The organism is Pantoea sp. SORGH_AS_0659 (assembly GCF_031453915.1).
GTDB lineage: Bacteria > Pseudomonadota > Gammaproteobacteria > Enterobacterales > Enterobacteriaceae > Pantoea > Pantoea leporis.
This window is the reverse complement of sequence record NZ_JAVJAK010000003.1, coordinates 277238-290536: the sequence shown is the minus strand read 5'-3', so window position 1 is coordinate 290536 and position 13299 is coordinate 277238. Positions and strand designations below refer to the sequence as shown.

The 13299-nt window shown below is 55.3% G+C and carries 14 protein-coding genes; 7 read left to right on the top strand and 7 right to left on the bottom strand.

All coding sequences use genetic code 11. The features are described from left to right. Positions 1-91: 91 nt before the first annotated feature. Positions 92-1093, bottom strand: a complete 1002-nt coding sequence (locus Q3H59_RS22460; RefSeq protein WP_309837371.1) for a zinc-binding alcohol dehydrogenase family protein — start codon at positions 1091-1093, stop codon at positions 92-94. 142 nt (positions 1094-1235) lie between these two features. Between Q3H59_RS22460 and Q3H59_RS22455 the strand changes: the two genes are divergently transcribed. Continuing rightward, positions 1236-2156, top strand: a complete 921-nt coding sequence (locus tag Q3H59_RS22455; RefSeq protein ID WP_192413490.1) for a LysR family transcriptional regulator — start codon at positions 1236-1238, stop codon at positions 2154-2156. Between the two features lie 241 nt (positions 2157-2397). Here the strand turns inward: Q3H59_RS22455 and Q3H59_RS22450 are convergent, their stop codons facing one another. From Q3H59_RS22450 to Q3H59_RS22435, 4 genes are all read right to left on the bottom strand, one after another. Next, a complete protein-coding gene (locus Q3H59_RS22450; protein WP_036650080.1) occupies positions 2398-3171 on the bottom strand; it encodes an FCD domain-containing protein in 774 nt (257 codons plus the stop codon). Between the two features lie 78 nt (positions 3172-3249). Beyond that, entirely contained in the window at positions 3250-3567 is a 318-nt protein-coding gene (locus tag Q3H59_RS22445) for a PTS sugar transporter subunit IIB (RefSeq protein WP_008110135.1), read from the bottom strand. Positions 3568-3576: 9 nt separating this feature from the next. After that, positions 3577-5004, bottom strand: coding sequence for a glycoside hydrolase family 1 protein (locus tag Q3H59_RS22440; RefSeq protein ID WP_309837370.1), 1428 nt, complete (start codon positions 5002-5004; stop codon positions 3577-3579). Between the two features lie 9 nt (positions 5005-5013). Then, on the bottom strand, positions 5014-6348 hold the full coding sequence (locus Q3H59_RS22435) for a PTS sugar transporter subunit IIC (RefSeq protein ID WP_110866738.1): 1335 nt from the start codon (positions 6346-6348) through the stop codon (positions 5014-5016). Positions 6349-6516: 168 nt separating this feature from the next. On the opposite strand from Q3H59_RS22435, the gene Q3H59_RS22430 reads away from it, so the two are divergent. The 4 genes from Q3H59_RS22430 to Q3H59_RS22415 all read left to right on the top strand — a co-directional run bounded on the left by Q3H59_RS22430 (position 6517) and on the right by Q3H59_RS22415 (position 8526). Further along, complete coding sequence (locus Q3H59_RS22430; RefSeq protein ID WP_192234604.1) at positions 6517-6828, top strand: PTS lactose/cellobiose transporter subunit IIA; 312 nt, start codon at positions 6517-6519, stop codon at positions 6826-6828. 214 nt (positions 6829-7042) lie between these two features. Then, complete coding sequence (locus tag Q3H59_RS22425) at positions 7043-7354, top strand: DUF1778 domain-containing protein (RefSeq protein ID WP_110866736.1); 312 nt, start codon at positions 7043-7045, stop codon at positions 7352-7354. Next, positions 7335-7871, top strand: coding sequence for a GNAT family N-acetyltransferase (locus tag Q3H59_RS22420; protein ID WP_309837366.1), 537 nt, complete (start codon positions 7335-7337; stop codon positions 7869-7871). Before Q3H59_RS22425 ends, Q3H59_RS22420 begins: the two co-directional genes overlap by 20 nt. Before the next feature lie 25 nt (positions 7872-7896). Beyond that, positions 7897-8526 (top strand): LysE family translocator, encoded by a 630-nt coding sequence (locus Q3H59_RS22415; RefSeq protein ID WP_309837363.1) that lies wholly within the window; start codon positions 7897-7899, stop codon positions 8524-8526. Between the two features lie 69 nt (positions 8527-8595). On the opposite strand, the gene Q3H59_RS22410 is transcribed toward Q3H59_RS22415, so the two are convergent. Further along, the gene (locus Q3H59_RS22410) at positions 8596-9081 is read right to left on the bottom strand and encodes a hypothetical protein (protein ID WP_101761737.1); all 486 of its coding nucleotides are present in this window, start codon (positions 9079-9081) and stop codon (positions 8596-8598) included. A gap of 173 nt (positions 9082-9254) precedes the next feature. Then, the gene (locus Q3H59_RS22405; protein ID WP_309837360.1) at positions 9255-11441 is read right to left on the bottom strand and encodes a TonB-dependent siderophore receptor; all 2187 of its coding nucleotides are present in this window, start codon (positions 11439-11441) and stop codon (positions 9255-9257) included. A gap of 278 nt (positions 11442-11719) precedes the next feature. On the opposite strand from Q3H59_RS22405, the gene fes reads away from it, so the two are divergent. Continuing rightward, a complete protein-coding gene (fes, locus tag Q3H59_RS22400; RefSeq protein WP_309837358.1) occupies positions 11720-13078 on the top strand; it encodes an enterochelin esterase in 1359 nt (452 codons plus the stop codon). After that, positions 13071-13292, top strand: a complete 222-nt coding sequence (locus Q3H59_RS22395) for an MbtH family protein (RefSeq protein ID WP_110866731.1) — start codon at positions 13071-13073, stop codon at positions 13290-13292. The genes fes and Q3H59_RS22395 overlap by 8 nt, the downstream gene beginning before the upstream one ends. Positions 13293-13299 lie beyond the last annotated feature (7 nt).

Sequence of the window (13299 nt, the reverse complement as noted above, 5' to 3'; positions counted from 1 at the left end):
GCGATAAATCGCGCCGCTACAGAAGCTTGCGGATATCCGTAGCGGCGCAATTTATTGCGCGTGGTTTGCATGATTTATTGCGTTAATTTGGTTAAAACCCGCTCAATACGATCTTACCGCGTGCACGACCGCTTTCGATCAGCGCATGCGCCTTGCGCAAATTGGCGGCATTAATAATGCCGTGATGTTCGCCGGCGGTGGTTTGCAGCGTTTGGTCATCAATCAGGTGGCTCACGCGCTGCAGAATCTCATGTTGGCGCTGCATATCGGCGGTATGGAACAGCGAGCGCGTAAACATCAATTCCCAGTGCAGTGAAATCGCTTTGCGCTTCAGCGGCACCGCATCCAGTGTCTCGGGATCGTCGATCAACGCCAGCTTGCCCTGCGGCGCGAGCGCATCAATCAGCTGATCGTAATAGCTGTCGGTATGCGTCAGCGAGGCGACATAGCGCACCTCTTTATGTCCAATCGCCGCCAGCTGTTCGCCCAGCGGTTGAGAATGATCAATCACATGGTGCGCACCGAGTGAACGCACCCAATCCGCCGTTTCCGGGCGGGAAGCGGTGCCGATCACCGTCAATTTGGTTAGCTTGCTGGCGAGTTGCGTCAATATGGAACCGACGCCGCCACCTGCGCCAATAATCAGCAGCGCGGCGTTGTCATCGGCTTGTACCTCAAGACGATCAAACAGCAGTTCCCACGCAGTCAGCGAGGTCAGCGGCAGCGCGGCGGCATCGGCGTCATTCAGTGAACGCGGTTTGTGCCCGGCGAGGCGTTCATCCACCAGGCCATATTCGGCATAGCTGCCGGCGCGCGTGATATCACCAGCATAAAACACCTCGTCGCCCGGCTGGAACAGCGTGACGTCTGCGCCCACTGCTTCCACCACGCCTACCGCATCCCAACCGAGAATGCGCGGCTGATCGGTTGGCGCACCGGCGCGCACTTTGGTGTCCACCGGATTCACCGCAATGGCGTGAATTTTTACCAGCAGATCGCGCGCGCCCGGCGTTGGCTTATCAACCTCAAGCTCATACAGCGCATTTTCATCGGAAATCGGTAAACCGTTTTGGCTATAAACAATGGCTTTCATCAGGCAGATCCTTATTCATCAGCAGGTTTGGTGAAGTAAATTCAGCATAGCGGTCCGCAGCGCAATGAAAAATGCCAGTTGCAGGTGAACACTTTCACTCTTAGAGTGAAAATCCCTGCTGACTACCATGATGAATAAGAAGATGATCCGACTGGAAGATGTCACTCTGTTTGTGCGTTCAGCCGCACTCGGCAGCTTTTCACGCGCGGCGCGCGAGGTGAATTTACTGCCCGGACAGGTCAGCGCGGCAATTCAGCGGCTGGAGCGGGAATTGGATCGCCGCTTGTTCGCCCGTTCTACCCGCAGCCTGCGCTTAACCGCCGAAGGGGAAAAGTATCTGCCCTTTGCGCAGGAGATGCTGGCGCTGATGCATGCCGGTGCCGAAAGCTTGCAGAGCGATGAAGATGCGCTGAGCGGCGAGCTAAAAATCGCGCTGCCGTCGGATATTGGTCGCAATATTTTGCTGCCGTTGATCACTGACTTTTGCCGCGCGCATCCGGCGCTGGCGGTGCGGCTCTCCTTTTCCGACCAGATCAGCGATGTGTTTCGCGATCCGGTGGATATCGCCATTCGCTACGGCAAGCTGGAAGACAGCAGCTACGTGGCGTTGCCGCTGGCGGAGGATAATCGCCGCGTGATGGTGGCGTCGCCGGATTATCTTGATCGTCACGGTCGCCCGCAACAGCTGGAGGATATCGGCCAGCACCATCATGGCCTGCTGTTTATGATGGGCGGCCACGTGTACGACAAATGGACCTTCCCGCAGGATGGCATGCGCCGCCAGATCACGGTGAAAAGCCGCATGCTGTGTGATGACGCCGAAGTGGCGCGCCGCTGGGCCATCGCCGGTATGGGCATCGCTTATAAATCGTGGATTGATGTGTGTGACGATGTGCTGGCCGGCAGGCTGGAGCGCGTACTGCCGGAGATGCCGGGCGAAAGCACGCCGCTGCACCTTATCTGCCCGCATCGCAAACAGTTCTCTCCAGCGATCCGCGCGTTGCATGAGGTATTGCGCACGCCGCTGCGTGCGTTAACCGCGAAGCTCACCCAGCATGAGTAGCGTCGCGATTTATCGTGCAGCTTAGTCATTGAACTTTGCGCGCTGCGTTGTAATTACTGTCACACAGGGGCCCGCATTTAGGTCGTTATGCTCGTCAGTTAAGACGTGAAAATCCTTAGTTACCGAGAGCTCACATTGTAGCGGCGCAATGCATTGCGCGATAAATCGCGCCGCTACGGAAGAAGCGGTGATTTGATACGGCGCTTAACTGAGCGGCATTACGCCATGAATGGCGACCTCATCACATCAACTTACCCTGGAATATCGGCACGGATTCGAACAGATAGCCATCAAAGTCAGGCGCGTCGGCATCCGATAACTCCAACAACGTGTTCTTGACGTTTTCCAGGTGCTGCCACATTGCCTGCCAGGAACCCATCACATCCCGGCGTCGCAGCGCGGCCAGAATGGTTTGATGATCGCCCAGCCACTTCAGGCGATAGGCGCGGGTTTCATACTGCGGTCGCAGTTGCTGCCAGAGCGGGCTGGCTTCGTGATGACGCCAGACGCTGGTCACCGTATCGAGCAACATCTGATTTTGCGTCGCGCCTGCCAGTAGCAGATGAAATAACTTGTCGTTATCCTGGCTGCTGTCGTTGAGTGCAATGGCGCGCTGCTCCTGCTCCAGCGTGCGGCGCAGGTTTTCAATATCGGCTTTGGTGGCCATTTTGGCGGCGAAGGCCGCGATGTTGCTCTCCAGCAGCTGACGCGCCTGCAACATCTCGAACGGGCCGACATCGCTGCGGAAAAAGGCCTCTTCCGCATCCTCGCTTTCCGAAGGAATACGCATCACGTAAACGCCAGAACTTTGACGAATATCCACCGTGCCTTCCAGCTCCAGCATTAGCAACGCTTCACGCACAATGGTGCGGCTCACGCCCCAGGTTTCGGCCAACTGCCGCTCTGGCGGCAGTCGTGATCCAACCGGATAATGACCATCAAGGATTTGCTGACGCAGATGCTGACCAATTTCCTGATACTGCTTTTTCTCTTGTGGCGCTTCGGCTTTTTCCACGCTCTCACCCTTTTGCATCATGGTGCATTCGGCCCGGCCGCGTCCTGTGCGAGCCGGAGCCTGACTGCTATCTGGGCGCTAGTGTACCAAAGCCAGTGCCTGATCGAGTACCTTTGCACCATTCAACGTGCCGTAAGCCACGGTATCGATCACCGCAATCGGCAGCTGATAGCTGTCGGTCAGCTTTTTATTCTCCTCCAGCTTAAAGCGCACCTGCGGTCCCAACAGCACCACCACCACGTCCTGACCGTAGTTTTGTAACTCTTCACGCAGGTTCTGTTCCGGAATGGCGTAGATCTGGTACTCAAGACCGCGTGCTACCGCCTCTTTCTCAATGCGGGTGACTAACATCGAAGTCGACATGCCTGCCGCGCAGGCCAGAATAATGCGTTTCATTGGTGGTCCTTATTTGGCTTCATCGTCAATGTTGAGGGTCAATTGCTGGGTATCGCGCAATTGACGGAACCAGTGCGCGGATTTCTTCATCCGCCGCTGCCGCTGGTTGTCGAGGTCGATCTCGATCAGTCCGTAGCGGTTTTTGAAGGCGTTCATTGGTGAAACGTTGTCGGTGAACGCCCACAGCATGTAGCCCTGACAGTTGCTGCCCGCCTCACGCGCACGCACCGCCTGGTAGAGATGTTCAGCAATAAAGTTGATGCGGTAGTCGTCCTGAATTTCGCCCTGCGCATCCTTAAACTGCGCTTCGTTCTCAATGCCCATGCCGCTCTCAGCCACAAACCACGGCAGATTGCCGTATTCCTCTTTCATGCGCTGCGCCATGTCGAAAACAATGCGTGGCTGAATCTCCCAACCGCGCGAGCTGTTCATGCGGCGGCCCGGCAGCTCAAAATGCTCGTAGTAAAAAGAGGGATGGAATGGCGTCTCTGGGTGCCAGGCGCGTGAAGGCGCTTTAACACGATGCGGATAGTAAAGATTCAGCCCCACTTCATCGACGGTGTTGGCGGCGATGATGGCCAGCTCTTCCTCGGTGACATCCCACTGCACCTCATGTTTATCCAGCAGTTGCAGCAGTTCCGCTGGATAGACGCCTTTGATCGCCGGATCGAGAAACACCCGGTTGTAAAACAGATCGTAGATTTTTGCGGCTTTAACATCGTGCGCCGCCGAAGAGCGCGGATAGGTCACTTCCGGATTGAGAATGGTGCCCACCGTGCCGGCATAACCCTGCTGGCGGAACAGCTTGACCACCTTCGCCGTGGCGAGATTTTTATGGTGATTCCACTGCATCCACTTATGGGTGTTCTGTTCATACGGCCAGCGCAGCGCATCAAGATAGACGCGCGTCTGCACCACAATCGGCTCATTGAAAACAAACCAGCGCGTCACTTTTCCGGCGTAGCGGGCAAACACCTTCTCGGCATAGCGAGTAAAAAGCTCAACCACATGTTTTGATTGCCAGCCGCCGTACTCCTCCAGCAACTGCAGCGGCAGTTCGTAATGTTCGAGACACAACATCAGTTCAATGCCCTGTCGCTGCATCTCATCAATCAACTGGTCGTAGTAGGCCGCGTACTCCTCATCAACCACAGCGTTTTCATAATCGGTGAGAAAACGCGACCAGTTGATCGAGGTGCGATAGTGCGTCAGCCCCGCCGCTTTCATCAGCGCCACGTCTTCGCGGAAGCGGTTGATAAAATCCGTTGCTACCGCCGGTCCATAGCCGTTATGCCAGACGTGGCGATCCTGCTGATACCAGGCATCCAGATACGAATCCTGCCCGGCTTTTTTGCCGCTCCAGCCTTCGGTTTGCCAGGCCGATGCCGCCGCGCCGAGAATAAAGCCCTGCGGTAGCGCAATGGTGTGCTTACTCATAGATTCTCCTTAATTTTGTGCCAGTTCGGCCTGCAGATTTTTTGCTTCCGCCGCTTCGGCGCGACGCGCGGCCACCTTGACAAAAGGCAGATAAATCAACACCGAAACTACGATGCAGATGATCTGCGTCACCACCGCGCCCATCGAACCGGCGGTAGAAAGCCACGCATTGATGATCGGCGGCGTAGTCCAGGGAACCATCACCACCGCTTTACCGGCAAAGCCCATCACCGTGGCGAAATAGCCAATCGAACCGGTGACCAGCGGCGTAATGATGAAGGGAATGGCGAGAATGGGATTGAGCATGATCGGCATACCAAAAATCACCGGCTCATTGATGTTGAATAAGCCAGGTCCAAACGACAGTTTGGCGATTTCACGCATCTCTTTGCGTTTGGTGGCAATCATCACGGCGGTTAACAGCCCGATAGTCAGGCCGGAACCGCCGATGCTCATGTACACGTCCCAGAATGGCATGGTGATGATGTTTGGCGCTTCCTTGCCCTGCTCGAAGGCGTTCATGTTGACCAGAATCGCCCCCAGCAGCAGCGGCTCACGAATCGGTTTCACCATCTGGTTGCCATGAATACCAATCACCCAGAACAGCTGGGCAACAAACATCAGCAGCAGAATGCCCCACAAGCTCTGCACCACCGATTCCAGCGGCTGCTGCACCACTTTGTACACTGCGTCGTACAGGTACATGCCGGTGATCTGATGGAAGATAAAGCCAAAGGTGGCGACCAGCGTGACGGTGATGATCGACGGAATCAGCGCAGAAAATGACGCGGCAACGTTCGGCGGCACGGTATCCGGCATTTTGATCTTCAGCCGTTCAACCTGCTCCAGCCGGCAGTAAATCTCCACCGACAGAATGGCGATAAACATGCCGAGGAACAGACTTTTGGTATCGGAGAACTGTTTCGCCAGCACATCGGTTACCACCTGCATCTGGCCATCCACCAGCATTTGCAGCGTGGTGGGCGTCACCGAGATGAAGCAGATGATCGCCAGCAGGCCGGGAAACAGCGTTTTAATGCCGTTGATGCGGCCCAGTTCGATACCAATCAGAAACACCGCGCCGATATTCAGAAAGCTCAGCGTGGCGTAGTTAATGCTGCTGGTGATCGGTTTCAGATCGGCGAGAAACGACAGCGCAGAGAAACTGGCGAGGCCATTTTTCGGATCCAGCACCATGTTGGAAATCAGCACCGAAAACGCGCCGACGATGATCACCGGCATCAGCGTAATAAACGAGGCTTTGATCGCCATAATGTAGCGGTAGCTGTTGAATCGCGTGGCAAAGCTACCCAGTGAATCGATAAGACGTTCCTGTAGAGACATTGGTCAACCCTCAGCGGTTTTAGGTGTTATGCATCAGCTTGATGGTTCGTGGCATACCAAAATGGCGATAATCGCCGTTAATTTCTGTGATCATGCTCGCGGAACTCATTTTTGGTATTCCGGTAGCATCGTTACTACCAATTTGGCATACCAATAAGTGAGGCGGATATGGATTTTGAACAAACGATGATGGAGTTGCTGATTAATGCCGGTGAGGCGCGATCGCAAGCCATGATGGCGATCCAGCAGGCGCGTAAAGCTGACTGGCAAGGGGCGGACGAGGCTTTAGCGGCATCCGACGAGGCCGCGAAAGCCGCGCATAAAATCCAGACCGCGTTGATTGGCGCCGATGAAGGCAGCGGCAAAGTACCGGTCACGCTGATTTTGGTGCATGCGCAGGATCATCTGATGACGGCGATGCTGTGCCGCGATTTGGCAGGCGAGTTGGTGCTGTTGCGGAAGGAGTTGCACGGGAAGTAAGCGTGCAGCAAGGTAAATTTAACCGACATCAAATGCTATACGGCTATTATCCGTACGCGTTGACTTATCAAAGCGATCAGGTTTACATTATCCGTATACGGTTATTAGCCGAACCAAGCTAACTGAAATGAAAGACTTCACTCACATTGCAACGCTGCATAAGTTTAAGGACTGACGTCAACAGGAGGCGTTTTTACTCAACGAGGCTCTCGCTATGCCAAAAGTATCCGCACTTTCCACCGATACGCGCGCCGTTAAAGATGCGCGCGTAGAGTTAAAAACCAGTTCGAATCTCAAAGAAGTCTTAAAGGAAGCAGCAACCGCTGCAGGGTTAGATTTGAGTGCCTTTATCTTAAATGCGGCGCTTGAGCGTGCAGAAACCGTTTTGGATAATCAGCGACGTCGTCAGCTTTCAGAAGAGAGTTGGCAGCAAGTGAATCAGCTCATGTCTGAACCTGCAGCTCCGACGCTGGCGTTACAAGCGTTGATGCGAAGGAAAAGAGCAGATGGAAAATTCACGGAATAACAGCGCTGACGTTATGGTGTGCGCTTATCAGGCTGATATCACCTATCCCGATAATAAGCACTTCGATTGCGGCAACGCAATTATCAACTCCTTCGTGCGCAACCCGCTTAAAAAAAGCGTAAAAGAGGGAAACTGTGCAGCGAAGGCGCTGATTGACGCTAATACCGGCGAACTGCTGGGAATCTGTACCTTCAGCGCCTACTCCCTGTTGAGACAAAAGCTCACAGGCGTGGTGTCCGGTTCAATGCCAGCCGAAGTCGGCGTGGTGCGCCTGGTTATGCTGGGAGTCGCCGTCAAAGAACAAAACAAGGGTTATGGACAGGATTTGTTAGGCGAATTCTTCGAACACGTCAAAATAATCCATGACGCATTACCTGTAAAAGGCGTTTATCTTGACGCTGAACCCCAAGCCGTGAATTTTTACACCCGCCTGGGATTTGTGGCATTGCATGAGCCGCCCAATGTATTTGGCGCAATCCCGATGTTTCTGGCGATTCAGCACATACTCGCGGCGTAATCCATCATGATTAACCGAGGAACCTATGGCGCTGTCACATGAAATGATTCTGATCTACACCACCTATTTCGTCGCTACCGCCAGTCCCGGCCCGAGCAATATGGCGATTATGGGCACGGCGATGAAACAGGGACGCGGCGCGGCACTGGCATTAGCGAGCGGCGTGATTGGCGGTTCAATGATGTGGGCGCTTCTGGCGGCTTGCGGGGTTCTCACCGTGCTGGCCACCTTTGCGCAACTGCTGATTGTGCTGAAGATTGGCGGCGGACTGTATCTGCTGTGGCTGGCGTTCAAGGCGGGGAAATCGGCGCTGCGTCGGCCAGATGCCAGTGAATTCGCACCGGTCAGCGAAAAAGCGCGCTTCGGCAGAATGTTTCGTCAGGGCATTTTGATGCACGTCGGCAATCCTAAAGCGATTTTGACGTGGGTGGCGATCATGTCGGTGGCGTTAAAACCGGGTGCGGCGGCATCAACCTTGCCGATGATTATTGCAGGCTGCGCGGCAATTTGTGTGCTGGTGTTTGGCGGTTACGCGCTGCTGTTTTCCACCGCGGTGATGGCGGCTTTCTATCGCCGCATCCGTCGTGGGCTGGATGCGCTGCTGGCTTGCTGCTTCACAGTTGCGGGATTGAAGCTGGTGTTTAGCCGGAGTTGATGTTGGGAGGTCGCCATCAATGGCGACCTGAAAAAACCATACTGGTGCGCATTTATGCGCACCCATACATCAGGAATTATTCGGCGGCGTGGCGTCGGTTTCGCTGAACGCGGGCTTCTGGCGCGTTACAGAATAGACCACGTTTTTCGGGCTGTTCGGATCGGTGGTGACATCCACGGATGCGATGGTCACTTTGCCAAAACCAAACAGCGTCTGCACGTAACCACCAATCTGGTGTTTACCTGGCGCAACACGAATTTCTCGTTTTTCACCCTTCTTCAGCAGCCCCGCATCCTGACCATCTACCGTCACATAGACAGAAGAACCGTCATCGGTACGCGTCACCAGGTGCGAAACGTTAATCACCGTTGGGCCGGTCTCGAATGGAGAAGGCGAATCATTATTGTCGATTGGCGCGCCGGTTGCAGGCTGAGCGGCGGACGCGTCCGCAGTCGCAGTGCTGTCATGAGATGTACCAGTAACGGCGGCAAGGCGGGCGCAGCCGGTGAGCATGATTGTTGCCATCAAAGTGGCTAAAGTGAAGCGCGATAACATCGTGACGAAAAACCCCTGCTAAATGAGAAGCGCGTATTTTAACGTGACTTGCAGAGTGATGACAGTCACACAAATACAGTATTTTCCGAAAACCGCTTAATAAATACCTGGCTGAAAAGCGCGTCGCACGGAATGCGAAACGAAACGGCGGCCACGCAGGCCGCCGGAGGGAATTACCAGCTGTAGCTGACGGAAGCCACAATGGTGCGACCGCTGCCGTAGAAGCAGGCGCTTTCATTACTGCATGACGCCACGTAGTGCTTATCCGCGAGATTATTGACGTTGAGCTGCAGCGTGGTGCCACGCAGCGATTTCGCCGCTTCGCCCAGCTCATACTTCGCCATCGCATCATACAACGTGTAGTGCGGTACTTTGTCGACGCCAATTTCATCCGCTGGCGCGGTGCCGGTATAACGTACGCCGCTGCCCAGCGTTAAGCCGCTCAGCACGCCATCAAGGAAGGTATAGCTGCCCCACGCCGACGCCGCATGACGCGGAATGCTCGACGGTGAATGGCCGATGCGCTGCGTGATGCTGCTCTCTTTGGTCACCGCATCAGTGTAGGTATAGGCCGCTAACAGTTTGATCTCTGGCGTGATCTGCGCATGCGCTTCGGTTTCGATGCCTTTCGAACGCACTTTACCAATCTGCTCGTTATAACCGGTCACGCTGTTATAAGCGGTGATGTTTTTCTGCGTGATATCAAACGCTGACACGGTAAACACCGCATCCCAACCTACCGGCTGATACTTCACGCCCACTTCGGTCTGTTCGCCGGTGGTCGGTTTAAAAGGATCGGTGCCTGGCGCGCCGCTGTTGAGGTTTGGCTCGAACGAGGTGCTGTAGCTGACGTACGGTGAAATGCCGTTATCGAATGCATAAAGCAGACCCGCGCGGCCAGTGAACTTGTTGTCATTCTGCTGGGTTTGGCTGTCGTCGGTGCGATCCTGCGTGCGCACTTCGCTCCAGTCGTGACGTCCGGAGAGCAGCAGGTTCCACTGATTCCACTCCAGCTGATCCTGCAGATAAACACCCACCTGATCGAGCTTCTTGCGCGTGCTGGTAGTGAGTGTCAAATCGCTCTCGTTGATGCTGATGCGCGTCGGATTCGCCCAGTCGAGGATGTACTGATCGCCGCTGTCGCGCCACAGTTTGTTATCGACGTCGCTCCACTTGTAATCGAGCCCGCCGAGCACGGTGTGCGCGATGTTGCCGGTTTCAAAGGTGGCTTTCAGCTGGTTATCAAGACCCAACTCTTTCGACTTGATCTTGTCATGCTGTGGACGACGATTGATGGAGTGATCGTTATCGGCATCAAAGGTATACACCAGATATTTGTACGATTCGTCCATGTTGCTGTAGCGCAGATTCTGCGTGAAGCTGATGTTATCGCTTAAATTGTGCTCGAAGATATAGCCGATCGAAGTCTGTTCGCGCTTGGCTTCGTTGAAGCTCGGATCGCTGACGTTGAAATCGTAAGGGATAAACCCAGCGCTGCTCTCTTTCAACGTACCGCTGGCCGGCAGGAAGTTACGGTATCCCGCTTTCGGCTCGTTCTGATACATCGTCAGCAGCGTAAAGCTGGTGTCCGCGTTTGGCAGCCAGGTTATCGCTGGCGCAATCGCCATGCGCTGCTGTTTATTGTCCTTAACGAACTCATGTTTGGTGCTGGCAATACCGTTCAGGCGGTAAAACAGCGTGTTGTCATCATTCAGCTTGCCGCCAAAATCAAACGCCGCTTCACCCAAATGCTGATTGCCGGTGCTGAGCTGTACTTTGTGAATGCTCTGCGCGGTCGGGCGCTTGCTGGTCATGGCCACGATACCGCCCGGATTCACCTGGCCGTACAGCACAGAAGCTGGGCCGTGGATCATCTCTACGCGCTCCAGCAACCAGGGATCGATCTGCCCCGCTGCGCCCGCCTGGCCGGATAAACCGTAGCTCAGGCCATCAAGGAATTTTGGCGCGTAGCGGAAACCGCGCGCGATGATCTCATCATTACGGTTGGAGTTACCGCGATAGTTGGTCAACACGCCGCTGCTGTAGCTCAGCGCATCCGCAACGGAGGCCGCAGCCTGATCGTCCATCTGCTCGCGGGTAATCACCGAAATGGATTGTGGGGTTTTGCGCAGCGGCGTCGCGGTTTTGGTGCCTGCCGCGCTCTCTTTCGCCACGTAGCCCTGCAGCGGCGAAGTCACGCTTTCACGCGTGTCGGCGTTGACGGTAAGGGTCTCTTCGGCGGCCACGCTGAAGGCGGCCGGAGCCACTAACAGAATTGAGGCCAGAGAAAGGTACAGAGGATTGAATCTGAACTGCCGTGCCACAGCAGGTATTGCTGAATTTTTAGCGTTAACGGACATAGTTGCCATCTCTATTTCAAACTGCCTTGTAAATGAAATAATCCGTTCAGTCGCCCTCGCCTAACGACAATGGCCGTAACGGATTGAAATATTAATCTCTTGCGTTATTGACGGTCCTAATTTCCCTGCGTGACGTCCTTCACAAAATAATCCACTGAAATTACGAAGGTTTATCAGGAACGAAAAATCATATTGCAAATGTAAATCGTTATCAATAGCATTTGCATTAGCTTTGGTTAAATAAAGACAGTGAACAAAATGTGGAGATGGGTTGCAGGATGTTTCAAACAAGCGCAGAAAATACAACGCAGACGTGGTTGCCCGCCGGGACAGTTGCGCAATGGTTGCAGCAGGCCGAAGTAGGAAGCGAAAGCTGGTGGCAGCGGCTTTACGCGGTCGGTACGCCGCTGGTGGAGCGAGACGAAAGCGGCCAAACGACCATGCACTTCTTCTGGCGCGATCCCGAAGGACATTCCGCACGTTCTTCCACTAAACGGGTTTATGTCGATATTAATGGCGTCACCGATCACCACAGCGAAGCGCCAGAAAGTCTGGTGCGCGTCGGCGACAGCAACGTCTGGCATTGGTCGACTGCCATTGAATCTGACTGGCGCGGCAGTTATAGCCTGATCCCCGCCACCGCGCAGCAGTTACCGCCGCTGTTTTGTGGCGATGATGCCGACTGCCGCGCGCTGCAGCGTAAGTGGTGGATCTCGCTGATACCGCTGGCGATCCCCTACAAATTCAATCCCACGCCGCCGTTTCTCAGCAGCCGCCGTTTTGCGCTGAGCAACGCGCACATGCCGGATGCGCCGGATCAATCGGCCTGGCGCGCGCTGGATGCCGGCATGGCGGAAACCTGGCCGGATACGCTGCAAACCCTGCAGTGGCACAGCGCGTTGCTCAACGTCACGCGCAATGTCTGGCTTTATAACACCGGAACAGCCGCTCATCCCGAACAGCGTCCGCTGGCAATCCTGCTCGATGGACAAAACTGGGTGTACGGTCAACCGATTTTCAGCGCGCTGGATCAGGTCACCGCCGATGGCGCCCTGCCGCCCGCCTGCTGGCTATTTATCGATGTTATCGACAGCCAGCACCGCGAAGCCGAATTGCCGTGCAATGAAACCTTCTGGCAGGCGGTGCAGCAGGAACTGTTGCCGCTGGCACGCCAGCACGCGGCCTTTAGTAGCGACGCTGACCGCACGCTGGTGGCCGGGCAAAGCTATGGCGGACTCGCCGCGCTCTATGCCGGATTGCACTGGCCGCAGCGTTTTGGCCGCATTCTTACGCAATCCGGCTCCTTCTGGTGGCCGCATCTGCAATACATCCGCGACTACGCCAATCGCGAGCAGCACGCACCCGGCTTGCTACTCGAGCGGCTGCAACAGGGCGATTTACCGCCGGGCAAGCTGAAGATTTTCCAGGAAGTGGGCGATCGCGAGGCGGACATGGTGTACGTCAACCAGCAGATCGTCCCGGCGCTGCAAGCCGCAGGCCATGAATTACATTTTCGCCGCTTCGCCGGAGGGCACGATGCGTTGTGCTGGCGTGGCGGTTTGATCGACGGCTGCCGCTGGCTGCTGGCCGATTTTCTCTCCCCTACATCAACCTCTGAAGGTAACCACCATGTCTGAACAACAGAATCCGTTTGATAACGACGCGCTCGATTTTTTTGTGCTGCTTAACGCGCGCCAGCAATACAGCCTGTGGCCCGCTTTTGCCCCGGTTCCGGCAGGTTGGCACAACGTGGCGGGACCGCTGACGCGCAGCGCCGCCATTGAGTTTATCGAAGCAAACTGGCACGACATGCGGCCAGCGACGCAACAGACGTCGTCTACCGCGCATTAAATTTTTT

Excerpts from the sequence above, each read along its gene's own strand:
- Q3H59_RS22395 (WP_110866731.1), top strand. The coding sequence starts at position 13,071 with ATGTCTGAACAACAGAATCCGTTTGATAACGACGCGCTCGATTTTTTT.
- Q3H59_RS22460 (WP_309837371.1), bottom strand. The coding sequence starts at position 1,093 with ATGAAAGCCATTGTTTATAGCCAAAACGGTTTACCGATTTCCGATGAA.
- Q3H59_RS22425 (WP_110866736.1), top strand. The coding sequence starts at position 7,043 with ATGCCAAAAGTATCCGCACTTTCCACCGATACGCGCGCCGTTAAAGAT.
- Q3H59_RS22430 (WP_192234604.1), top strand. The coding sequence starts at position 6,517 with ATGGATTTTGAACAAACGATGATGGAGTTGCTGATTAATGCCGGTGAG.
- Q3H59_RS22445 (WP_008110135.1), bottom strand. The coding sequence starts at position 3,567 with ATGAAACGCATTATTCTGGCCTGCGCGGCAGGCATGTCGACTTCGATG.
- Q3H59_RS22410 (WP_101761737.1), bottom strand. The coding sequence starts at position 9,081 with ATGTTATCGCGCTTCACTTTAGCCACTTTGATGGCAACAATCATGCTC.
- fes (WP_309837358.1), top strand. The coding sequence starts at position 11,720 with ATGTTTCAAACAAGCGCAGAAAATACAACGCAGACGTGGTTGCCCGCC.
- Q3H59_RS22420 (WP_309837366.1), top strand. The coding sequence starts at position 7,335 with ATGGAAAATTCACGGAATAACAGCGCTGACGTTATGGTGTGCGCTTAT.
- Q3H59_RS22405 (WP_309837360.1), bottom strand. The coding sequence starts at position 11,441 with ATGTCCGTTAACGCTAAAAATTCAGCAATACCTGCTGTGGCACGGCAG.
- Q3H59_RS22435 (WP_110866738.1), bottom strand. The coding sequence starts at position 6,348 with ATGTCTCTACAGGAACGTCTTATCGATTCACTGGGTAGCTTTGCCACG.
- Q3H59_RS22440 (WP_309837370.1), bottom strand. The coding sequence starts at position 5,004 with ATGAGTAAGCACACCATTGCGCTACCGCAGGGCTTTATTCTCGGCGCG.
- Q3H59_RS22455 (WP_192413490.1), top strand. The coding sequence starts at position 1,236 with ATGATCCGACTGGAAGATGTCACTCTGTTTGTGCGTTCAGCCGCACTC.
- Q3H59_RS22415 (WP_309837363.1), top strand. The coding sequence starts at position 7,897 with ATGGCGCTGTCACATGAAATGATTCTGATCTACACCACCTATTTCGTC.